Origin of the sequence: Alkalihalobacillus trypoxylicola (assembly GCF_001590785.1) — a bacterium.
GTDB lineage: Bacteria > Bacillota > Bacilli > Bacillales > Bacillaceae_D > Alkalihalobacillus > Alkalihalobacillus trypoxylicola.
On record NZ_LTAO01000013.1, the window covers coordinates 24,107 to 44,131 of the forward strand.

Below are 20,025 nucleotides of genomic sequence, written 5' to 3' on the forward strand. Positions count from 1 at the left end.
GATTTTTTCAATGCCACGCTTTCAAAAAGTCCTCGGTTTTTTTTCTACCTAATAAAACTAACTCCCGCTTTTCCTCTTCCGTTATCGAAAAATTGGTTGCCTTCACATTTTCATTGATAGGTATAAAGACGATATCCTTCGCATCTTCATCTTCAATATACCTTGTATCATGTGCGGAAATCATCGTTTCAAACAATGCCTTAAATAAAGAGAAAGCATTGATTATTGGGTGCGGAGGTACATGATTAATATCTGGGGATAGTTGAAATCCAATAACTGGCCTCGTTCTTGTTTTTGTCCTTTTATCAACAAAAATCCACAGAGGAAAATTGCTAAGTACTCCTCCGTCTACAATGTATGAGGATTGGCCTCTTTTTCTACGATTAAATAGCTTAACAGGCTCAAAGAAAAAAGGTATACTGCAGCTCATCCTAACGGCCCTCGCAACTGAATAGCGCTCTGGAAGAATTCCAAATTGCTCTAAATCATCTGGTAATACTAATATTCTGCCTCTTGATAAGTCGGATGCAATAATTTTTAGAGAACCTTTGGGTAAATCAGCAAAAGTGGATATTCCCTTTTTGTTTAAAGCCTCCCTTAGCCACTTTTCTAGCTTATCTCCTTTGTAAAGTCCCATCTTAAAATAAAAATGAAACCATTTGGTAAGGTTGAATGGTAGCCAAGACAACCGTTCATCTTTAAAATCCTCAATATCTAAAGAATCTAAAAGCTCATATAATTCATTACTTGAATATCCAGCTTTAATTAGAGCAGCCACAATTGCACCTGCACTTGTCCCAGCTAATCTGGAATAGCTCATTCCTTTCTCTTCCATCACTTGCAAAGCTCCAACAAATGCAAAAGCCTTCACTCCACCTCCAGCAAATACAGCATCAATGTTCATGTAACGGAGACCTCCTTTTTATAATATATGAGGTAGAGGTCTCGTTTGATTAGTTAAAAAAGTAAGGAGAGATGATGAATGTTCTGCATACCTTTAAAGTAAATAAAAAAATTCTAAAAGCAACTTCTGCTCTTAGAATTTTATATGTTTAACAAAAACAATCTACGGATTATTCTTCTTCATTCTTTTTTTGTATTTCACGCAACTGTTTAACTCTTCCTTCATCCTCTTGGAAGAATTGAACCAAATCACCAATACGGTCTATAGCATCCCAGCTAAGATGATGCTCGATACCTTCCACATCTTGGTAAATATACTCATTATTTACACCGATTAACTTCATAAAATCTTCTAAGAGGTCATGTCGATAAACCAAACGTTTTCCGATCTTTTTACCTTTAGCCGTTAGAACTAACCCACGGTACCGCTCATAAACTAAGTAATCACTTTTATCAAGCTTTTGAACCATTTTTGTAACAGATGAAGGATGAACCTCCAATGCCTCAGCGATATCGGATACTCGAGCATATCCTTTCTCCTCAATCAATAAATATATTCTTTCTAAATAATCTTCCATACTAGGTGTTGGCATAGAGTCCCCTCCAATAATTAAAAACAAACATCGTCTATTAACCATGTTTCATTATAATACATTAAAATGTGCATCTTCTTTATTTTACTACAAAATATGTAACGTGACCAATGTTTAACTGAATGATTTATGTTAATCATTTGCTTTTTAAATATTTGATTTTGATAGTTCATAATGAATTTTTATATGACTTTGTTTTATAATAGAGTAGACTCATATTGTACAGTCAAGAGTGATGTTATTATTATTTTAGATAAATAATGCTGGAGGTAGTTAATATGAAATATGTTTTACACAACGAACACATAATTTCAGCTGATGATGCCAAGGTTGAAATGAATGATCGCGGATATCACTTTGGTGATGGGATTTATGAAGTGATTCGTATTTACAACAGCAAACCCTTCACCATGGATGAGCATCTTAATCGTTTGATAGAGAGTGCGAATAAATTAGATTTGAACCTCCAAATAACGAAAGAAACATTAGAGAATCTTATTAATAAACTGGTTGAGAAAAATGAATTAACAGATGGAATGGTATATATTCAAATGACCAGAGGTGTAAGCCCACGGAATCATCTTTATCATCGGACAGAAAATCCTATTTTATCAGGCTTTACTCAAAAATTATCTACTCAAGAAAATCAAACCAAACAAAAACAAGGAATTTCTGCTTGGGTAACGGATGATATTAGATGGCTTCGCTGTGACATAAAATCGATTAATTTACTTGGAAACGTGATAGCCAAAAGAGAAGCAGCCGACCATCATTGTCAAGAAGCAATTTTACATCGTGATGGGATGATAACAGAAGGCTCTTCCTCTAATTTATTTTTAGTTAAAGACCAAACCTTATACACACATCCGGCAACAAACCTTATTTTAAACGGAATTACAAGGCAAATTGTCCTGAAATTAGCGAAATCTCTACAATTCGAAATGGTCGAAGAAGCCTTTCCTAAAGATGTTATTGAACATGCGGATGAAGCATTTATAACGAGCACAACCATGGAAGTGATGCCGATTATTGAATTTAAGGGCGGAGTAAAAACCTCGTTAAAAATTGGGCCTATTACAGAAAAGCTTCAAGATGCCTTTCAACATTATAAAAATGATGGACTATCTACTAAACCTAATCAGTCTTAAAATAATAAAACGAGTTCGCTTTAAACTGCGGACTCGTTTTCAACTATAAGCAACAAACTAGTATAGTAAAGATGTTTTCTTCATCAAATTAATTTTTTCTATCTCTGTTTTAACGCTACTAACAATCACAAGTACATAAAATTACTTTCTATAGTTCCAATCATCACTTTCATATTTTTGAGCCAAAATTAGTATTTGTTTTTCTTCCTCATCACTTAGCTGATATTCTTCAAGTTGTATATTTAATCCTTTTTCGAAACCGAGCCTAAAGGCATCCACCGCTTCATTTAATGATAAAGGACTTTCCCTTAAAGAGTTGATAGACACTGCTTTTGTTTTAAAATTTCGACGCATTCTTTCTTTTACTCGATTATTTGAATATCGGAACAAGTTAAATAACCTCTCTTCATCCATATCGAGAATAATAGAACCATGCTGCAAAATAACTCCTTTTTGCCTCGTCTGTGCACTTCCCGCAACTTTACGTCCTTCGACCACGAGCTCGTACCAAGAAGGAGCATCAAAGCATACTGCTGAACGTGGATTTTTAAGAGCATTTTTTTCTTCATCCGAGCGAGGAATAGCAAAATAAGCATCTAATCCTACTTGTCTAAAGCCTTCAAGTATGCCTTCAGAGATCACTCGATAAGCCTCTGTTACAGATGCTGGCATTTTTTCGTGATTTTCTGACACAATTACACTATAGGTTAGCTCTTGGTCATGAAGTACACCGCGTCCCCCAGTAGGTCTACGGACGAAACCTAAACCATATTCATTCACTTGTTCGATATCAATCTCTTTTTCTACCTTTTGAAAATAACCAATAGATAAAGTTGCAGGATTCCAACCATAAAAACGAACAGTCGGTGGAATCATTCCCTCACTATGCCAGTTGAGTAATGCCTCATCTAATGCCATATTATAAGAGGGTGAACATTTTCCTGAATTTATAAAACGCCATTTTTCTACCATAGAATCTCTTCTTTCTCTATCGAATTCATTACTAGTTTACCAAATATGTTTTCGAAGTAGCAAAGAAGTGCATCAAAAATTAATAACTTTTTCGATTACACTAATTGCTTAATTTCCAATTGAGATTTATAATTTATAAGAGATATTTTTTTGTTGCAACTAAAGGAGTGTACGTATTTTGGCAGATTATATTTTAATTGCTTTACTTATTGCTTTAATTATTTATTTCTTATTTAGACGTTTTTACACACCTAGATATTTAAAAACGTTATCACAAGAAGATTTTAAAAAAGGCTATCGAAAGGCCCAATTAATTGATGTTCGTGAGCAAAGAGAATATGAAGGTGGTCATATTCTTGGCTCGAGAAATATTCCTTTATCTCAAATGCGTCAGCGTTTAAATGAAATAAGAACTGACCAACCCGTTTATCTATATTGTCAATCAGGGGCAAGAAGCAGACAAGCTGCGCGTGTGATTAAGAAAAAACGTGGTGCAGAAAATCTACATCATTTAAAAGGCGGCTTTAAAAAATGGGAAGGTAAAATCAAAAAGAAATAAGCATGACTATTATGACTGAGCAACTAGCCTGAAAGAAAGGGTAGTTGCTCAGTTTTTTCCTTTTAGATTAACCTCATCAAGCCTTATTTGATCGATGCTCTCCACTTTTACCTTTCACTTATTCAATGATCTTCGAGCGAGTTTTCAATCCTTTAGTCAGTATAGCAGAAAAAGCTTAACAACCTCATATTGGTTGCTAAGCTCTCTCCATTATGCTTTTTGGTAACGTAAAATCGGCTTACGGGCAGCCGTTGTTTCATCTAGTCGACCAATCACCGTATGATGAGGAGCCTCTTGGACAATCTCAGGATTTTCCTCTGCTTCCTTTGCAATCTGAATCATTGCGTCAATAAATTCATCTAACGTTTCTTTTGATTCCGTTTCAGTTGGTTCGATCATCATACACTCCTCAACATTTAGAGGGAAATAAATGGTTGGTGGATGATAACCAAAATCAAGTAGTCTTTTTGCAATATCTAGAGTTCTCACGCCTAATTTCTTTTGACGGCGCCCTGATAATACAAATTCATGTTTACAATGTTGATCATATGGTAAATCAAAATACGGTTCAAGGCGACGCATCATATAATTGGCGTTTAGAACGGCATATTCAGATACTTGTTTCAGTCCCTCTGGTCCCATCGTACGAATATACGTATAAGCACGAACATTTATACCGTAATTTCCGTAATAAGGCTTTACTCGCCCAATCGTTTCAGGTCGATTATAATCTAAATCATACCCATTATCTGTTTTTACGATAATAGGTGTTGGTAGAAATGGAATTAAATCCTTCTTTACACCAACAGGGCCAGAGCCTGGTCCACCTCCACCGTGAGGACCTGTAAATGTTTTGTGTAAATTTAAATGAACGACATCAAAGCCCATATCACCAGGTCGAGAAATTCCTAAAATCGCATTAGAATTGGCACCGTCATAATAAAGCTTTCCGCCTGCTCCATGAACGATTTCAGCCATTTCAATAATATAAGATTCAAATAGACCAAGAGTATTAGGGTTCGTTAACATAAGTGCAGCCGTATCCTCGCCAACTACAGAACGTAGATGTTCTAAATCGACTAACCCGTTCTCGTCGGTCTGAACGGTAACGGATTCAAATCCAGCCACAGTCGCTGATGCAGGGTTTGTACCGTGAGCTGAGTCCGGTACAATTACCTTTGTACGTTTGAAATCACCGCTTTTCTCATGAAAAGCTCGAATTAGCATTAAACCAGTCCACTCTCCATGAGCTCCAGCTGCGGGCTGTAAAGTTACTTCATCCATCCCCGTAATTTCAGCCAATGACGTTTGAAGTTCAAATAATAACTCCAATGAGCCTTGAACCTGTTCAATTGGCTGATAAGGGTGAACATTTGCTAAGCCATCAATACGCGCAACATCTTCATTTATTTTAGGGTTATATTTCATCGTACAAGAGCCCAAAGGATAAAAACCACTATCTACTCCATGGTTTCTTTTAGATAATGCTGTATAATGCCTCATAATTTGAAGCTCAGATACTTCAGGAAGCTCTGCATCTTCTTGACGGATAAAATCAGCTGGTAGAAGCTCCTCTAAGGAAACCTCTTCTATATCTAAGTTAGGCAAGCTGTGTCCTACACGTTCCTCTTTACTAAGTTCAAAAATGAGCGCTTGATCCTTTACATAACTCATTGTAACGCCCCCACTTCTTCAACAAATTGGTCAATTTCTTCTTTTGAACGAATTTCTGTCACCGCAACTAGCATACAATTTTCTAATTCAGGGTAGTATTGACTTAAATCGTATCCACCGATAAAACCCTTTTTCAATAATTTTTGATTTGTTTCTGCTACTGAATCATTTAACCGGATGATAAATTCATTAAAAATCGGTTGTTCAGAGACAACATCTATCCCTTTTTGTTTAAATAAATTCTTAGCATAAGTCGCTTTTTGAATGTTTTGATAGGCCATCTCTTTTACGCCTTTTTTCCCAATTGCTGTCATTGCAACTGAAGCAGCAAGTGCATTTAGGGCTTGATTGGAACAAATATTCGATGTCGCTTTTTCACGACGAATATGCTGTTCACGTGCTTGAAGCGTTAAAACAAAACCTCTTTTACCTTGGTCATCTGTTGTTTGTCCAACTAAGCGACCTGGTACTTTGCGCATTAATTTTTTAGTTACTGCAAAATAACCGCAATGTGGCCCACCAAACTGTGTGGCAATTCCGAATGGCTGTGCATCCCCAACCACAATATCTGCTCCAAAATGACCTGGTGGCTTTAGTAAGCCTAAAGCCAAAGGATTACTCGAGACTACCATTAAAGATTTTTTCTCATGAGCCAATTCTTCAATTTCTGCTAAAGGCTCAATATGTCCAAAAAAGTTAGGATATTGAACAACTACACAAGCCGTATCATCTGAATACTGTTCTTTAAGTTGGTCTAAATCAGTCACGCCATCTTTTAAATCGATTTCAATGACGTTTAGATTTTGACCTTTTGCATTCGTTTGGATGACAGCTCTTGCCTCAGGATGAACGGCTTTTGATACTAAAATCGTTTTATTTTTTGTATGGCCCGCGCTCATCATAGCAGCTTCTGCTAAAGCAGTTGGTCCGTCATACATCGAGGAATTAGCAATGTCCATACCTGTTAGTTCGCAAATCATCGTTTGATATTCAAAGATTGCCTGTAATTCACCTTGAGAAATTTCTGGCTGATAAGGCGTATAAGCCGTATAGAATTCAGAACGAGAAATAACATGATCAACAATGGATGGGATATAATGCTGGTAAACCCCTGCACCTAAAAAAGAAGGCGTATCAGAAAGTGAAACATTTTTCGCAGCCAATCCTTGGAAATAATGGACTAGCTCAGTTTCTTTTAAAGCATCTTGAATATTTAATTGGCCTTTAAAACGAATCGACTCAGGTATATCAGAAAATAATTCCTCGATCGAATGAACTCCTATCGCTTCTAGCATTTCTTTCTGGTCCTGATTCGTCATTGGTAAATATCGATGGTTTCTCATGACTCACTTCTCCCTCTAAGAATTCTTTTTATAAAATGGCGTTTTAATCACTTTAGCTTTTAAACGCTTTTTACGAACTTGTACCTCTACCTCAGTTCCTAATGTGGTGAAGTCTATATCTAAAAGAGCAAGCCCGATATTTTTTTTCAGTGTTGGTGATTGAGTACCAGTTGTCACCTTTCCAATTTCTTTCTCACCTATAAAAACAGGATAGTCGGTTCTTGGAATTCCTTTTTCTAACATTTCTATCCCTACTAACTTTCTTTGCAAACCCTCTTCTTTTTGTTGCAATAATGCTGATTTCCCTATAAAATCAGCTTGCTTTTGTAGCTTAACAGCAAAACCAATTCCCGCTTCTAAAGGAGTAATGTCTTTCGTTAATTCTTGTCCGTATAGGGCTAACCTAGCCTCAAAGCGAAGGGTGTCTCGGGCACCAAGTCCACAAGGAACTAATCCCTCTGATTTACCGACTTCAAGTAAAGTATTCCAAATAGAAGAAGCCACTCTTTCATCGCAATATATTTCAAATCCATCTTCACCAGTATAGCCTGTTCTAGATACAAGAGCTTTTGCCGATTTTAGAGTAACCTCCTCGTAAAAATGAAAGGTTTTTAAATGGGTTAAATCTTGATCAGCGATTTTTTGTAAAATACCTTCTGCAAGTGGGCCTTGTATAGCTAATAAGGCGGTTTCATTAGATATATTAAAAATTTCCGCACCTTCAATTAGGTGTTCATTCATCCATTCAATATCTTTATGAATGTTTGATGCGTTTAAAACGAGCATATATTCGACATCATTTAATTTGTAAACGAGCAAATCATCAACTGTGCCACCATTTTCATAACACATAGCACTATATTGTGCTTGGCCCTCTTCTAAAGTCGATACATCATTTGTTACGATAGATTGAATAAAAGCCAAAGCTTGTGGACCCTTTACTAAAACTTCTCCCATGTGAGAAACATCAAATAAACCAGCCTTTGTTCGAACTGCCTCATGCTCATCTTTAATCGATGAAAATTGTACAGGTAATGCCCACCCTCCAAAATCAATCGTTTTTGCACCTAGCTTGCTATACTCGTCAAATAATGGAGTCTTTAATAAATCAGTCATTTTACTCCTCCTTTTCGTTTTTAAAATCCTCGTTATTACCCAATTACTAATCGTAGTTCTATTAATTGAATGACATAATGTACCTTCACGAGAGATAAAAAAAGACAGAGAAATACACATAAAAAAGTGTAAGTCCCTGTCCTTGAACCAGAAAGTTTCATTTTCTCAATAAACATTTAATATTGAAAAAATTGTCTTCGTGGGTGGTCGATTATATCGAACGCTCTCCAGAGTTGCGTCAAATAAAAGTCTCTTTGCCTGAGAGATTCACATTTCTGTTTGCTCCTTCGGCGCTGCATTTAAGCAGTCTCTCCCTTTACCTTCATCCGCTAAACTATTTAATTATCAAATAACACTATAAAACGAAAACGAATCATTTTTATATAATTTGTGATGAAAATTTGAAAAATGTACATACTAAATGAGTAACAGATCTAATTGTTCTTCCTGTACAATCATGTTCGAAAACGAATTTAATGTTCGTATTTAAACTGTTTTTTTATAAATTTTATACATATATCCTATCAATACCGCTTTATTTACGCAAGTTTTATTTTTAAAAGGAGTGAATCTTCATGAAAATTGAAGTACATTATGAAAATACGTGGCAAAATGAATTTTTAAATAAAATTGAGCAAGATGGTCCATGGTCAAATATTCAACAATTCCAGCTTGCCTATCAGGCACAAAAATATCAGATTATACCTGAGTTTCATGGACTATTAGCTCCTAAGTATTTACCTGACCTATCACCCTATCCCCATCAAATTGAAGTTGTAAACACGGTCATTGAAAAAATGAACGGAAAAGCGATTTTAGCTGATGAAGTGGGACTAGGGAAAACGATTGAAGCAGGTTTAATTTTAAAAGAATATATGATTCGTGGCTTAGTCAAAAAAGCGTTAATTCTTGTTCCAGCTTCTTTAGTCTCTCAATGGACGATCGAATTAAATAACAAATTTTATATACCTGCAGCTGCTCAACGTAAATCGTATGTTTGGGAGCAATATGATGTTGTCGTCGCTTCCATCGACACAGCAAAACGAGCTCCACATAGAGAGATTGTCATGAATCAAAACTATGATTTAGTTATTATTGATGAAGCCCATAAACTTAAAAATCCCCATACTAAAAATTATGAATTTATTAAACATCTAAAAAAGAAATTTTGCTTATTGCTAACAGCTACACCTGTTCAAAATAAGCTAGAGGAAATCTTCAATCTTGTTTCACTATTAAAGCCGGGCCATTTAGGAGATATAACAAGCTTTGAAAAAGAATATCGTTCCAATCATCGTTCTCCTAAAAATGAAGAGAAATTGAAAGAACTGGTTAACAAGGTTATGGTCAGAAACCGCCGAGAAGATACAGGAATAGAATGGACAAAAAGAATTGTCCAAACCATTCCTATTACCTTCAGCAACTCTGAGCGAAATTTTTACAATCGAATTTCAGAGTTAAAGGGTACAGCAAACCACTTCTCTTTATTAACTTTACAAAGAGAGCTTTGTTCAAGCAGAGAAGCCGTATACATGACGTTAAACAAAATGGTCAAAGAACGAGAGGAAGATGGAATACCCTCTCCCCTACTTCAAGAATTATTACATGAAGTTTCAAATATTGACTACCATGCGAAAGCTGAAAAGGCACTTGAACTTATTAAAGACATCGATGACAAGGTCATTATTTTTACTGAATATCGAGCTACTCAATTATATTTACAATGGTTTCTTCAGCAAAATGGCATTACTTCCGTTCCGTTCCGCGGCGGTTTCAAAAGAGGAAAAAAAGACTGGATGCGTCAGTTATTTCAGCAGAAAGCTCAGGTGTTAATTGCTACAGAAGCCGGAGGAGAAGGGATTAATCTACAATTTTGTAACCATATTATTAATTATGATTTACCTTGGAACCCAATGAGAATTGAACAAAGAATTGGCCGTATTCATCGATTAGGACAGCAAAGAGATGTTCATATTTATAATTTTGCAGTAGAAGATACTATAGAACAAAATATATTAAAGCTTCTTTATGAAAAAATACATTTATTTGAAAGTGTCGTTGGTGAATTAGATGATATTTTAACTAAAATAGAACTGCCAAAAATAGAAGATTATATCCAAGAAGTCATTAAAGAATCTGATTCTGAAAAAGAGATGCAAATTAAATTTGAACATTTAGCAGAAATTATGAATTCTGCTATCGAAGAAAAAAAAGGAGGAGAACCTTATAATGAAGCAGCCTCTTCTTCATAATTTTATTGTCAATTATTTTAATGCTAATGATTGTCAGGTGTTGGAGCAAAGCCATGCACACGTCACAATACAATTGACTCCTGAAATGGATAAGCTTATTATGAATCGGCCTTTTTACTGGCATTACCTTGAAAAAACAGGTGGTGTACCTAATCCAATGAGTATTACCTTTATTACTAATCACAATCAGATTTCCGAGGATTTTAAAGGAGAGATTATTCATTTCGGAGCTCCACGTTTGCACCAATTGTTTCGAACAACAAGAGAATTAGGAGGCTATATTCGTATTTATGAACAGCTACAAGTGACTAGCCAAAACCTTCATCCACTCCAGCCGTGGTTAGGATTAAATATAAAAGTAAGTTTTTGTAGTGATAGAAAAAAGGAAATCTTGTTATCTCTAGGGTTGAACCTTATTAATGGTCAAATTGTTCCTCAATTTATGGAAAAGCTTCATACTCTAACATTAACGCCTAAGCTACCTGATATGTGTTTTACGATGACACCTATTATCACACTATCTAGCGGGATAAAACGCCTTAACAAGATTGTAGAAACCTTTGTGGAGAACGAGGACACTAGCTGGGCAGAGGAAGCTCAAGCGCGTTGGCAGGAGGAGCTCGCTCTATTAGAAAGCTTTTACGAGGATTTAGAAGAAAAGCCAGAAAGCTACTTTGTTGAAAAGCAAGCGTTAAAAGAATTATATTCCCCTTCTATCCATATAGAAATTATTAATGGGGGAATGTTTTATTTAAAACAGAATCAATATCAATCGTAAATAAAAAAGGTGGCTCTCCTTATAGAAGGGACCACCTTTTTTCATTATGAACCTATTCCAGGCGCACCAGAATTAGTAATAATAATAGCTAAAATGGTACGAACAGAAAACCAGCCAAATACGGCACATGAAATTAAAGCAAAACCAACTGCGAAGAAATTTTTACGTCGAATTTCGCGGAAGACGGCAATTAAACAAATAATAGAAACTAATAATAACGTAATAGCCAAAAACACGTTTGTTTTCCTCCTTATGTATCAATTACATTCCTCAGTTTGGGAAATATATATATTTCCAAATAAAAGTGCTAAAAGATTTCCAGTAAGATTAACATTATATATAGAACATTTTACCACAGATTGTCTTGTTAGTTACAAGAAATTCTGTCAAATTAATGACTAATTATATTGACTAATCTCCCTTACTTATATAACATGCACAACTCTTTATTATTTTACTCTTTTTCAAATAGAATGTCGAGAGTGGAGTTTGCATAAAGTCCACACGAAAATCATCACTTTTTATTTTCTTATTAAAATAAGGTAAACTAATGATAGAATAACCGATTAAAGGAGAATGCCCTATGCCTTATTTACAATTACCTCTTGGTCCTCTACAAACAAATGCATATGTCTTATCTAATGAAAAAAGTGAGGCGATTATTTTCGACCCAGGTAGTGAATCCGATAAGCTTATTAGACGGCTAAAGGAAGAAAACCTTAAGCCGATTGCTATCCTATTAACACACGCCCATTTCGACCATATCGGAGCGGTTGATGACATAAGAAAAGAATATTCAATCCCTGTCTATGTATCTAAACACGAAGAAGATTGGTTAGCCAAACCATCTAAAAATGGCTCTGGACGATTTTTAGGAGATCCGGTAGTAATAGACGCTGCTGATCATCTTATTACAGAAGAAGGATCTTTTAAAGTAGGTTCCTTTGCTTTTCATATTTTTCACACTCCTGGTCATTCACCAGGTAGCTTAAGCTACTATTACAAAAAAGAAAATGTACTCTTTTCAGGAGATGTTTTATTTTCCCAATCCATCGGCCGAACCGACTTGCCAGGAGGAAATCACGAGTTACTCCTTAAGAGCATTCATACAAAGCTGCTAGATTTACCTGAACAAACATATGTTGCATGTGGTCATGGCCAAATGACAACAATCGGTATGGAAATGGACTCTAATCCATTTTTATCTGGCTTTTAACGAGCAAAACCGCTCCCTTTTATAGGAAGCGGTTTTAGCTTTTTTATGCCTATGTACCTTTTAATGTCCAAAGCTTGGAACAAGCAAGAAATGGGTATAAAAAGTAAACCCAACAAAGAAAATCGTACAGTAAGCACCAAAAATATAGATGTAGACACGTTCAGACAGTTTTAAATAGCTTAATGCCAATAATGCAGCTGTTTGTGCAAAGAATAAAAAGGCCATCTCAGCCATATTACCTGCAAAAAATAAGACTGCAAAAATCCCTGTCCAAAAAGCTAGGACTCGAAACATGCGATCCATAATGTCACTCCCTTACATTCAATAAACATTTCCATTTTATCAATAAATAAAAACGAATACTTTTTTATTATATACGAGTGTCTAATTACTTGTAAATGCTTTAACAGTCACTCTATAAAAAAGAATTGAACATTATTCACAGCATTTTCATTAATTAACGCTCTATTTATCGTTTTTTTTCTTTTGTACAAACATTGATATGCCGAAGGGAATCATTCCAAATGCCCTGTTCATAAATGGGGCTTTTTGTAATTCATCCTTCTTCTCTTCTTTATGCCTTGGCTGATCTAATTTTAAAACAACCTGTTCTGTGATGAATTTTACATAATCATTAAATGACATAAAGCTCACCCCTTTCCTTATTAGGGTGTCCTTTTCTTTAATTTTTAAGCAAATATTCTTTTAGTTCTTGAATAATTTTTCTAATTGATTTTCCTGATGTATCAAAAATGATATCAGCAGACTGTTCATAATGCTTTTTTCTTTCTAAATACATCGTCTCGATTTCCTTTTTATTTTTATTTTGAAGCAGAGGACGTGATTGATCCCCTGCTAGCCTTTGAAAAATCTCTTCAACTTCACATTTCAAGTTAATAACGATTCCTTTTTCTTTCATAATGCTTACATTATCTTCTCTAAGGATGATACCTCCACCCGTTGTAATGATTTGTGGAGTTTGCGAAATACTTTGAAGAGCTTCCGTTTCCAAATCTCGGAAAAAACCTTCTCCCTTTTCAGAAAAAAGCTCACGAATCGCCTTCCCTTCTTTCTCTTCAATCCATTTATCCGTATCGACAACTGTCACACCAAGAGCTTTCCCTAAGCCCTCTCCAATTGTCGTTTTTCCTGACCCCATAAACCCTGTTAAATAGATGATCTGAGCTTTCACTACTTTACCTCCCAATATTCCTCTAAATAATTCCATTCCTCATTATAGACAGCAAAAGCAAACCTTTTCTTTCCATTGATTAGCTCTGCTGTAAACGAAAGTCGATAGCTCACTTCGCTTAATATCTCACTTTTTAGTGTAACGCTACCTTGTTCATATTGAAAGACTGTGTTCTCAAGATTTTTTTCAGCTAAGAATAAATAATCATGAAGAGCTAATTGTAAAAGGGAATTCAAAACGATTAGATCTTCTTGTTCTTCTATAAAACGCTTTTCTTTTAAGTAATAATCCGCTTGAATAAATACCATAACAGACATGGCAGTAACAAATAACAAAACGATAGGTAAAACGATTCCACGCTCGTTTTTCATGTTGGGCTAGGAACTTCATTAAAGCGATATGGCTGTAGCATAAAATGTCTTTCCAACTCACGACCTTCATGATTAATGTGACAAATAATCAATGAATCATCCTCTTTACAAGTAAATGTATCAACATTACTCAACATCCTTACATTCCCACTGTAATTTTTCCTATAGATAATATGTCCTAGATTAGTCAGGGTAAATGACACAGTATCACCATCAGCTCTCCTTAATTCGAATCCTTGATTAATGTTTCTAAACATTATCGCCCCTTTCATCTCTTGAGATATTTGATTAAAAAATATCGTCTCCTCCATTTTCATACTATAAACATCATAAGTAAGTGTATTTTGAAAGACATTTAATATAAAAGGACTTAATAGGAGTAAAAGACTTGTTAACGTTAAAGCTAACAATAATTCAAGTAAAGTCATTCCCTTTTCATTATTTTGTTGGCAAGCATACTTCATCCTTTTGATTAGAAACCTCCCAGCTAACACAATAGGTTTGGTAGTAATGATTATTGATCCATCTTTCAGTAAATATTGAATCGCTAAAAACTGGTGTAAAAGGAAGGTCTAACGAGTGATGAAGGATTACTTTTTCTGCTTTATAAAGAGCTTCTTCTTTATGAAGGAGCATTAATCGCTCATGCTGTAAATGGATAATCATCGGAATTAGGAGGGCTCCCACCATAGTAAAAATAAAAAAGGAAAGAAGTACTTCTATTAATGTAAATCCTTTAGTACTTTTCATAGCTAACTCTTCCTTTACCTAGATGAACCGTAAAATAATAAACTTGGTTATCGATGAGCAATCGTAACGTTCCTGAATTTCTGGGATTTCCTGTTCTTGTAAATCCAATAGATTGATTTCCTAGCGAACCAAAACTAAAAGCCATGTCTTCTCTCGGAAAGGGAATTTCTAAATAAAGATCATAAAAAGAAAAACGAATCATAAACTTCTTTGTTCGATTATCAATAAAAAGATGATTGTGATGTCCATGTGTCATAGCCACATGTTGAGTTAGGAGAATAACCTCTTTAAAGTGAGAAGCGACTTCATCTGCAGAGGGTGTAGGGTTAAATGACTTAAATAAGATAGAAGGGATTAATAAGAGGATGGTCATTATAACGAGAACCATTAACGTCTCGACTAGTGTAAAACCTTTATTCATTTTACGGGTTAACTCGAACAATTCCATTAGAATCTAATTGTAGAGGAGAGCCATTTGAGCATTGCAGATCCGTTGATCCCTCTGGAAGATTGAGGTATTCACTTAAAGAATCAATGGACTCTGGCAATTCATTAAAATCAATTTGATAAGCATATACTTGCGATTGGACTATTTTCACCGTTGCCTCACAGCTTTTTGCGTGGGCAGAATCAGTATTTTTAGTCATATTAGGAACTAAAATGAGTAATAACGCTGAAATCACTAATAAAACAACTAACATTTCAATTAGTGTAAAACCTTCTTCACCTTTGATAGGCTTCATTTTTGATACCACCTCAAAAAATCGTTTATATTTTGGGATTTTTTTATGGCGTGATTAGAGGAATTGATCGTGTATGGGAGGTAAAGGTTGGGGTATTCTGGACTTCCTCCTTTCTTTGGATACTGATATAATTAGACAAAGAGTTTAAAATTCCTGCTTGATTTTGAAAGGAATTCAATCATGAAAAAGATATTCTTAGGCTTAATAAAATTTTATCAAAATTATATTTCTCCACTCACCCCTCCAACCTGTCGATTTTATCCATCCTGTTCTCATTATGGTTTACAAGCAATTGAACGTTTTGGGATTTTTAAAGGAGGCTGGCTAACGATTAAAAGAATTAGCAAATGTCATCCATTCCATAAAGGCGGCATTGATTTAGTTCCTGAAAAAAAACAAAAAAAGAATTCTCCATAACAGAAAAAAAGGGTGGAAAGATTTATCTTTCCACCCTTTTTAGGATGAGCCATGAAGGACTTGAACCTTCGACCCTCTGATTAAAAGTCAGATGCTCTACCGACTGAGCTAATGGCTCATATTGTTAAAAAGCGGGTGATGAGAATCGAACTCACGACATCAGCTTGGAAGGCTGAGGTTTTACCACTAAACTACACCCGCACATTAATATGATGACTATTCACTTATTTTTCATGTCTCTTCCTCTGCTAGCCTTGCTTTGCAGATATTTGTGTCGAGACAACTCGGTGCTTTTTCTTAGATGCTTCGCTCGTGGCTGAGGTTTTACCACTAAACTACACCGCACATTAAAAGTAAAACTTAAAGATAAATGGCGCGCCCTGAGAGATTCGAACTCCCGACTTTTTGATTCGAAGTCAAACACTCTATCCAGCTGAGCTAAGGGCGCAGAAGCATTAAAGCGGAAGACGGGATTCGAACCCGCGACCCCCACCTTGGCAAGGTGGTGTTCTACCACTGAACTACTTCCGCAATATGACTGGGCTAGCTGGATTCGAACCAACGCAATGACGGAATCAAAATCCGTTGCCTTACCACTTGGCGATAGCCCAATATTTATAATTTAATGGGGCGGCTGATGGGAATCGAACCCACGCAATGTCGGAATCACAATCCGATGTGTTAACCACTTCACCACAGCCGCCACAAAATGGTGGAGGGGGACGGATTCGAACCGCCGAACCCTGAGGGAGCGGATTTACAGTCCGCCGCGTTTAGCCACTTCGCTACCCCTCCAAAATAGGAGCTTCTTACTTATTAAATTACTGGCGGTCCGGACGGGACTCGAACCCGCGACCTCCTGCGTGACAGGCAGGCATTCTAACCAACTGAACTACCGGACCAGATTGCGGGGGGCGGATTTGAACCACCGACCTTCGGGTTATGAGCCCGACGAGCTACCAGACTGCTCCACCCCGCGACGTTATAAAGTAATAGATGTTGTTGCTACGAAGAGACATCTTTTTCTTCTGTTGCTTATGACTACAATGTTAAATATGGAAATAATGGCGGAGGAAGAGGGATTCGAACCCCCGCGCGGTTTAACCCGCCTGTCGGTTTTCAAGACCGATCCCTTCAGCCGGACTTGGGTATTCCTCCGAATATGTATATCTTCTGGTGGAGCCTAGCGGGATCGAACCGCTGACCTCCTGCGTGCAAAGCAGGCGCTCTCCCAGCTGAGCTAAGGCCCCAACACATTAACTTTTTGCGACGCTTATTACTATACCACGATCCAAAATTAAAATGCAACTATTAATTTTATTTTTTTTCACAAGCTCTATTTATAAAGATTTCTCTATGAAGTTAAGCATATAACTTTGCTTAAGAAGATTCAAGAATAAAGGAGTTCAGGAAGTAAATTAGATTTCTTTATCTTTTAAATTAAGAGTTCATTTCATCATTGCTTTATAAGGGAACGAAACCGAGCATTTATTATAAAAAAGTCCTGAATGCTTATGAATCAACTTGCGAAATCACTTATTGATTGAAACGGTAGGTAGTGACTCCCAAAGGAAGAGCGCCGTTTGAAGATCCACTCTGACGACGCTCTTCCTAGTCAGAGTTAGCTGAAGACAAGCCCTTGGGAAGTCCTCTACCTAAAGTGAAAAACAAAAACTGAAAACTAATTACTGTATAGTGCCTATTAAATTAAACATTGGTAATAAAACAGCTAAAAATAAAAATAAAACAAATAAACCAATCATAATAAAAAATATCGGTTGAACCATGGTAATAATGGCATTTAAACTGCTATCTACTTCATCAAATAACAATTGACCGTATGACTCTAAGTTTTCACCTAAATATCCGGTCCTTTCTCCATTTTCCATGACTAATGCTAGTTCTGATGTGAAATAAGATTTTTTCATAATGATTTCCGTAAAAGAATAGCCTTGAGTAAACTCACTTTTCATTACCTTAACCTCTTCCGAAAAAAATACGATATAATTTTGATTTTCAAAAACGTGTAAAGCCATAGAGACATTCATCCCTGCCTTAATCAGCCTCCCAAGCTGTAATGAAAAAAAATAAGTAATGACTTGCTTCACTTTCCTTTTCATACCTGGTACTGCTAAAAGACATGTTATCTTTTTTTTCGAAGACCAATTTCTTATTTTAAATACATAAAATAAGAATAATAAAATGAGACATGAAGCAAAAACCACAAAAATTAAAGGAATGTGTTCGATGAACATGAAAAAAAATGAAGTTATTAATGGAGGTGAATTTTGTATAGTATAGAAAAGCTGAGTGAGGTGTGGAACAATGAATTGCTGTATTAAAATTAAAACAATAATCGATAACCAAATTAATAACATAGGATATTTCATAACTTTACTTAACTCTTTTTTAACTTTTTCTTTTTTTTGATAGATGATACTAGCTTGTTCAAATCCTTTAGCTAAATTCCCCTGTTTATCATAAAAATAGAGAAATGCTAATACATCCTTTGGCAAATCAAATGTTTCAAATGCTTCATATACCGGAATTCCTTTCATAAGCTCTTTTTCAACCTTTTCATATAAAACTTGAAGTGATGGTTCTGCATAGAGTTTCATAAAGGACAGCGCAATTGATAACGGATAACCTTGTTCCATAAGCTGAGAAATCCTTGTTAATTGTAACGATAGCTTCATATGATTCACTTTCAATTTCTTAAGCTTTTTTTCAATCATTCTTCAATCAGCCTTTCTACTTCTATTTGGTCGACATATCCAAGTGCCCAGGCTAAAGCAACCTCTCTTTTTAAAGAACGATAGCAGACTTGATTTAATTGTAAAATTTGTGAACTTAACAACTCTCCTTCCACTTTTTCATAGATAGCTTTTCTAGTTCGGTTAGAAAAATGAGGACACTGAATGTTTTGAAATTGACAAATAGGACAAATAGTCATTACTAGCCTTTGTGCAATAAACATTCGAGCCGCTTCTGCTAGCTCTACCCTCGATAAGCCAAAATCAAGTAGTCTTAAAATGGCAGAGTAACAATTATGAGTGTGCAAGGTGCTAATCACTAAATGCCCTGTTAAGGCAGCTTCTAGCGCTACTTTAGCTGTTTTTCGGTCTCTAATTTCGCCTATTATAATAATATCAGGGTCATGTCTTAAAATAGACCTTAGCCCCTGCTCAAAGAATATTCCTGCCTTTTCATTCACTTGTACTTGGATCGCTTGGTCGATTGTTCTTTCGATCGGATCCTCCACTGTGATCACCATTTTATTTCTTTGTAAAATAAGCTCTTGAATTAGACTATACAAGGTTGTCGTTTTACCTGATCCCGTTGGACCAGCAATAATGACGAGTCCATGAGAATAAAGAAGAATTTTTTCTAGGAATAGACTTTTAGAAGGGATTAAAGGTAGATTTTTAGGGGAAGTATTAAATGAGGCTTTTGAAATACGGATAGCCAGACTCTCTTGAGACATAGCGGGAAGAGTTGATAATCTTAAGTCGAAATGTTGATTCTGGATTGTTATGGTCATCATGGTGCTTTGAGCTTTTCTTCTTTCACCAATATCCATACCGGATTGATATTTCAAATGACTAATTAATCTTTCGGCATATTTAGAGCTTAAATTCTTTTTCTTGAAAATTTTCCCATGGATACGATATTGAATATAATAATCATTTGGACTAGGAATAAGGTGAATATCAGATGCATTATTAACAATAGCATCTTTTAATAACGAAAAGCTTAATCGTTCAATTTCATACAAAACGTCACCTCCTTTAATAAGTATTTTGAATAATTCGACAGCGGCAATATGATTCCTTTTTTTCTTGCATAAAAAGATTATAGTAGGTTATAATAACTTTTATCGGTGGGCTATGGCCAAGCGGTAAGGCAACGGATTTTGATTCCGTCATGCGTTGGTTCGAATCCAGCTAGCCCAGTTATTAAGAGAAGCTTCGCTTATTAGTGAAGCTTCTCTTTATTTT

Annotated in this window: 23 protein-coding genes, 12 tRNA genes and 1 riboswitch; of the genes, 7 read left to right on the top strand and 28 right to left on the bottom strand. The window is 35.7% G+C overall.

Features of this window, described 5'->3' with window-relative positions; all coding sequences use genetic code 11:
- Nucleotides 1–7 precede the first annotated feature (7 nt).
- On the bottom strand, nucleotides 8–904 hold the full coding sequence (locus AZF04_RS10970; RefSeq protein WP_061948755.1) for a patatin-like phospholipase family protein: 897 nt from the start codon (nucleotides 902–904) through the stop codon (nucleotides 8–10).
- A 169-nt stretch (nucleotides 905–1,073) separates the two neighbouring features.
- Nucleotides 1,074–1,496: a transcriptional regulator MntR gene (gene mntR, locus AZF04_RS10975; RefSeq protein WP_061948756.1), complete on the bottom strand. Its 423-nt coding sequence runs from the start codon at nucleotides 1,494–1,496 to the stop codon at nucleotides 1,074–1,076.
- Nucleotides 1,497–1,774: 278 nt separating this feature from the next.
- On the opposite strand from mntR, the gene dat reads away from it, so the two are divergent.
- Nucleotides 1,775–2,644 (top strand): D-amino-acid transaminase, encoded by an 870-nt coding sequence (gene dat, locus AZF04_RS10980; protein WP_061948757.1) that lies wholly within the window; start codon nucleotides 1,775–1,777, stop codon nucleotides 2,642–2,644.
- A gap of 141 nt (nucleotides 2,645–2,785) precedes the next feature.
- Here the strand turns inward: dat and AZF04_RS10985 are convergent, their stop codons facing one another.
- Nucleotides 2,786–3,616 carry a lipoate--protein ligase family protein gene (locus AZF04_RS10985; protein WP_061948758.1) on the bottom strand — a complete coding sequence of 277 codons (831 nt, stop codon included), beginning with the start codon at nucleotides 3,614–3,616 and terminating at the stop codon, nucleotides 2,786–2,788.
- 178 nt (nucleotides 3,617–3,794) lie between these two features.
- On the opposite strand from AZF04_RS10985, the gene AZF04_RS10990 reads away from it, so the two are divergent.
- The gene (locus tag AZF04_RS10990; protein ID WP_082795323.1) at nucleotides 3,795–4,175 is read left to right on the top strand and encodes a rhodanese-like domain-containing protein; all 381 of its coding nucleotides are present in this window, start codon (nucleotides 3,795–3,797) and stop codon (nucleotides 4,173–4,175) included.
- A gap of 210 nt (nucleotides 4,176–4,385) precedes the next feature.
- Here AZF04_RS10990 and gcvPB read toward each other — a convergent pair whose 3' ends face one another.
- Genes gcvPB through gcvT form a run of 3 tightly spaced genes read right to left on the bottom strand, consistent with a single transcriptional unit; the run spans nucleotide 4,386 to nucleotide 8,308 of the window.
- Complete coding sequence (gcvPB, locus tag AZF04_RS10995; protein ID WP_061948760.1) at nucleotides 4,386–5,849, bottom strand: aminomethyl-transferring glycine dehydrogenase subunit GcvPB; 1,464 nt, start codon at nucleotides 5,847–5,849, stop codon at nucleotides 4,386–4,388.
- Nucleotides 5,846–7,192, bottom strand: a complete 1,347-nt coding sequence (gene gcvPA, locus AZF04_RS11000) for an aminomethyl-transferring glycine dehydrogenase subunit GcvPA (RefSeq protein WP_061948761.1) — start codon at nucleotides 7,190–7,192, stop codon at nucleotides 5,846–5,848. The genes gcvPB and gcvPA overlap by 4 nt, the downstream gene beginning before the upstream one ends.
- Before the next feature lie 15 nt (nucleotides 7,193–7,207).
- Complete coding sequence (gene gcvT, locus AZF04_RS11005; RefSeq protein ID WP_061948762.1) at nucleotides 7,208–8,308, bottom strand: glycine cleavage system aminomethyltransferase GcvT; 1,101 nt, start codon at nucleotides 8,306–8,308, stop codon at nucleotides 7,208–7,210.
- Nucleotides 8,309–8,544: 236 nt separating this feature from the next.
- Nucleotides 8,545–8,634: riboswitch (glycine riboswitch) on the bottom strand.
- A 249-nt stretch (nucleotides 8,635–8,883) separates the two neighbouring features.
- Here gcvT and AZF04_RS11010 point away from each other — a divergent pair.
- Together AZF04_RS11010 and AZF04_RS11015 are read left to right on the top strand one after the other, a co-directional pair.
- A complete protein-coding gene (locus AZF04_RS11010) occupies nucleotides 8,884–10,560 on the top strand; it encodes a DEAD/DEAH box helicase (RefSeq protein WP_061948763.1) in 1,677 nt (558 codons plus the stop codon).
- Nucleotides 10,538–11,338, top strand: coding sequence for a YqhG family protein (locus tag AZF04_RS11015; protein ID WP_061948764.1), 801 nt, complete (start codon nucleotides 10,538–10,540; stop codon nucleotides 11,336–11,338). The genes AZF04_RS11010 and AZF04_RS11015 overlap by 23 nt, the downstream gene beginning before the upstream one ends.
- Nucleotides 11,339–11,382: 44 nt before the next feature.
- On the opposite strand, the gene AZF04_RS11020 is transcribed toward AZF04_RS11015, so the two are convergent.
- Nucleotides 11,383–11,574, bottom strand: a complete 192-nt coding sequence (locus tag AZF04_RS11020) for a DUF2759 domain-containing protein (RefSeq protein ID WP_061948765.1) — start codon at nucleotides 11,572–11,574, stop codon at nucleotides 11,383–11,385.
- A 347-nt stretch (nucleotides 11,575–11,921) separates the two neighbouring features.
- Between AZF04_RS11020 and AZF04_RS11025 the strand changes: the two genes are divergently transcribed.
- Nucleotides 11,922–12,554, top strand: coding sequence for an MBL fold metallo-hydrolase (locus AZF04_RS11025; protein ID WP_061948766.1), 633 nt, complete (start codon nucleotides 11,922–11,924; stop codon nucleotides 12,552–12,554).
- Between the two features lie 60 nt (nucleotides 12,555–12,614).
- Here AZF04_RS11025 and AZF04_RS11030 read toward each other — a convergent pair whose 3' ends face one another.
- The 8 genes from AZF04_RS11030 to comGC all read right to left on the bottom strand — a co-directional run bounded on the left by AZF04_RS11030 (nucleotide 12,615) and on the right by comGC (nucleotide 15,610).
- A complete protein-coding gene (locus AZF04_RS11030; RefSeq protein WP_045479702.1) occupies nucleotides 12,615–12,857 on the bottom strand; it encodes a DUF2626 domain-containing protein in 243 nt (80 codons plus the stop codon).
- Between the two features lie 162 nt (nucleotides 12,858–13,019).
- Nucleotides 13,020–13,199 (bottom strand): YqzE family protein, encoded by a 180-nt coding sequence (locus tag AZF04_RS11035; RefSeq protein ID WP_061948767.1) that lies wholly within the window; start codon nucleotides 13,197–13,199, stop codon nucleotides 13,020–13,022.
- Between the two features lie 37 nt (nucleotides 13,200–13,236).
- Entirely contained in the window at nucleotides 13,237–13,746 is a 510-nt protein-coding gene (locus AZF04_RS11040) for a shikimate kinase (RefSeq protein ID WP_235599972.1), read from the bottom strand.
- The gene (comGG, locus tag AZF04_RS11045) at nucleotides 13,746–14,117 is read right to left on the bottom strand and encodes a competence type IV pilus minor pilin ComGG (RefSeq protein ID WP_061948769.1); all 372 of its coding nucleotides are present in this window, start codon (nucleotides 14,115–14,117) and stop codon (nucleotides 13,746–13,748) included. The genes AZF04_RS11040 and comGG overlap by 1 nt, the downstream gene beginning before the upstream one ends.
- Nucleotides 14,114–14,581 (bottom strand): ComGF family competence protein, encoded by a 468-nt coding sequence (locus AZF04_RS11050; protein ID WP_061948770.1) that lies wholly within the window; start codon nucleotides 14,579–14,581, stop codon nucleotides 14,114–14,116. Before AZF04_RS11050 ends, comGG begins: the two co-directional genes overlap by 4 nt.
- Nucleotides 14,556–14,867 carry a prepilin-type N-terminal cleavage/methylation domain-containing protein gene (locus tag AZF04_RS11055; RefSeq protein WP_061948771.1) on the bottom strand — a complete coding sequence of 104 codons (312 nt, stop codon included), beginning with the start codon at nucleotides 14,865–14,867 and terminating at the stop codon, nucleotides 14,556–14,558. Before AZF04_RS11055 ends, AZF04_RS11050 begins: the two co-directional genes overlap by 26 nt.
- The gene (gene comGD, locus AZF04_RS11060) at nucleotides 14,854–15,288 is read right to left on the bottom strand and encodes a competence type IV pilus minor pilin ComGD (protein WP_061948772.1); all 435 of its coding nucleotides are present in this window, start codon (nucleotides 15,286–15,288) and stop codon (nucleotides 14,854–14,856) included. Before comGD ends, AZF04_RS11055 begins: the two co-directional genes overlap by 14 nt.
- Before the next feature lies 1 nt (nucleotide 15,289).
- Nucleotides 15,290–15,610 carry a competence type IV pilus major pilin ComGC gene (comGC, locus tag AZF04_RS11065; protein WP_061948773.1) on the bottom strand — a complete coding sequence of 107 codons (321 nt, stop codon included), beginning with the start codon at nucleotides 15,608–15,610 and terminating at the stop codon, nucleotides 15,290–15,292.
- A 180-nt stretch (nucleotides 15,611–15,790) separates the two neighbouring features.
- On the opposite strand from comGC, the gene yidD reads away from it, so the two are divergent.
- Nucleotides 15,791–16,027, top strand: a complete 237-nt coding sequence (gene yidD / locus AZF04_RS11070) for a membrane protein insertion efficiency factor YidD (RefSeq protein ID WP_061948774.1) — start codon at nucleotides 15,791–15,793, stop codon at nucleotides 16,025–16,027.
- Between the two features lie 45 nt (nucleotides 16,028–16,072).
- On the opposite strand, the gene AZF04_RS11075 is transcribed toward yidD, so the two are convergent.
- The 13 genes from AZF04_RS11075 to comGA form a co-directional block, all read right to left on the bottom strand.
- Nucleotides 16,073–16,145, bottom strand: a tRNA-Lys gene (locus AZF04_RS11075).
- Between the two features lie 12 nt (nucleotides 16,146–16,157).
- Nucleotides 16,158–16,228 (bottom strand) — tRNA-Gly (locus AZF04_RS11080).
- Nucleotides 16,229–16,398: 170 nt separating this feature from the next.
- Nucleotides 16,399–16,475: transfer RNA gene (locus AZF04_RS11085), tRNA-Arg, on the bottom strand.
- Between the two features lie 11 nt (nucleotides 16,476–16,486).
- Nucleotides 16,487–16,558: transfer RNA gene (locus AZF04_RS11090), tRNA-Gly, on the bottom strand.
- A 7-nt stretch (nucleotides 16,559–16,565) separates the two neighbouring features.
- Nucleotides 16,566–16,638: transfer RNA gene (locus AZF04_RS11095), tRNA-Gln, on the bottom strand.
- Nucleotides 16,639–16,653: 15 nt separating this feature from the next.
- Nucleotides 16,654–16,730, bottom strand: a tRNA-His gene (locus tag AZF04_RS11100).
- A 7-nt stretch (nucleotides 16,731–16,737) separates the two neighbouring features.
- Nucleotides 16,738–16,822, bottom strand: a tRNA-Tyr gene (locus AZF04_RS11105).
- A gap of 30 nt (nucleotides 16,823–16,852) precedes the next feature.
- Nucleotides 16,853–16,929 (bottom strand) — tRNA-Asp (locus AZF04_RS11110).
- A gap of 3 nt (nucleotides 16,930–16,932) precedes the next feature.
- Nucleotides 16,933–17,006: transfer RNA gene (locus AZF04_RS11115), tRNA-Met, on the bottom strand.
- An 86-nt stretch (nucleotides 17,007–17,092) separates the two neighbouring features.
- A tRNA-Ser gene (locus AZF04_RS11120) sits at nucleotides 17,093–17,185 on the bottom strand.
- Nucleotides 17,186–17,201: 16 nt separating this feature from the next.
- A tRNA-Ala gene (locus tag AZF04_RS11125) sits at nucleotides 17,202–17,277 on the bottom strand.
- Nucleotides 17,278–17,712: 435 nt separating this feature from the next.
- Nucleotides 17,713–18,762, bottom strand: coding sequence for a competence type IV pilus assembly protein ComGB (gene comGB, locus AZF04_RS11130; RefSeq protein WP_061948775.1), 1,050 nt, complete (start codon nucleotides 18,760–18,762; stop codon nucleotides 17,713–17,715).
- On the bottom strand, nucleotides 18,759–19,802 hold the full coding sequence (gene comGA, locus AZF04_RS11135) for a competence type IV pilus ATPase ComGA (protein WP_061948776.1): 1,044 nt from the start codon (nucleotides 19,800–19,802) through the stop codon (nucleotides 18,759–18,761). The genes comGB and comGA overlap by 4 nt, the downstream gene beginning before the upstream one ends.
- Nucleotides 19,803–19,908: 106 nt before the next feature.
- Between comGA and AZF04_RS11140 the strand changes: the two genes are divergently transcribed.
- Nucleotides 19,909–19,980, top strand: a tRNA-Gln gene (locus AZF04_RS11140).
- Nucleotides 19,981–20,025 lie beyond the last annotated feature (45 nt).

Coding starts and splice junctions, on each gene's coding strand:
- AZF04_RS10970 (WP_061948755.1), bottom strand. CDS start 904: ATGAACATTGATGCTGTATTTGCTGGAGGTGGAGTGAAGGCTTTTGCA.
- mntR (WP_061948756.1), bottom strand. CDS start 1,496: ATGCCAACACCTAGTATGGAAGATTATTTAGAAAGAATATATTTATTG.
- dat (WP_061948757.1), top strand. CDS start 1,775: ATGAAATATGTTTTACACAACGAACACATAATTTCAGCTGATGATGCC.
- AZF04_RS10985 (WP_061948758.1), bottom strand. CDS start 3,616: ATGGTAGAAAAATGGCGTTTTATAAATTCAGGAAAATGTTCACCCTCT.
- gcvPB (WP_061948760.1), bottom strand. CDS start 5,849: ATGAGTTATGTAAAGGATCAAGCGCTCATTTTTGAACTTAGTAAAGAG.
- gcvPA (WP_061948761.1), bottom strand. CDS start 7,192: ATGAGAAACCATCGATATTTACCAATGACGAATCAGGACCAGAAAGAA.
- gcvT (WP_061948762.1), bottom strand. CDS start 8,308: ATGACTGATTTATTAAAGACTCCATTATTTGACGAGTATAGCAAGCTA.
- AZF04_RS11010 (WP_061948763.1), top strand. CDS start 8,884: ATGAAAATTGAAGTACATTATGAAAATACGTGGCAAAATGAATTTTTA.
- AZF04_RS11015 (WP_061948764.1), top strand. CDS start 10,538: ATGAAGCAGCCTCTTCTTCATAATTTTATTGTCAATTATTTTAATGCT.
- AZF04_RS11025 (WP_061948766.1), top strand. CDS start 11,922: ATGCCTTATTTACAATTACCTCTTGGTCCTCTACAAACAAATGCATAT.
- AZF04_RS11030 (WP_045479702.1), bottom strand. CDS start 12,857: ATGGATCGCATGTTTCGAGTCCTAGCTTTTTGGACAGGGATTTTTGCA.
- AZF04_RS11035 (WP_061948767.1), bottom strand. CDS start 13,199: ATGTCATTTAATGATTATGTAAAATTCATCACAGAACAGGTTGTTTTA.
- comGG (WP_061948769.1), bottom strand. CDS start 14,117: ATGAAAAACGAGCGTGGAATCGTTTTACCTATCGTTTTGTTATTTGTT.
- AZF04_RS11050 (WP_061948770.1), bottom strand. CDS start 14,581: ATGAAGTATGCTTGCCAACAAAATAATGAAAAGGGAATGACTTTACTT.
- AZF04_RS11055 (WP_061948771.1), bottom strand. CDS start 14,867: ATGAAAAGTACTAAAGGATTTACATTAATAGAAGTACTTCTTTCCTTT.
- comGD (WP_061948772.1), bottom strand. CDS start 15,288: ATGAATAAAGGTTTTACACTAGTCGAGACGTTAATGGTTCTCGTTATA.
- comGC (WP_061948773.1), bottom strand. CDS start 15,610: ATGAAGCCTATCAAAGGTGAAGAAGGTTTTACACTAATTGAAATGTTA.
- yidD (WP_061948774.1), top strand. CDS start 15,791: ATGAAAAAGATATTCTTAGGCTTAATAAAATTTTATCAAAATTATATT.
- comGB (WP_061948775.1), bottom strand. CDS start 18,762: ATGATTGAAAAAAAGCTTAAGAAATTGAAAGTGAATCATATGAAGCTA.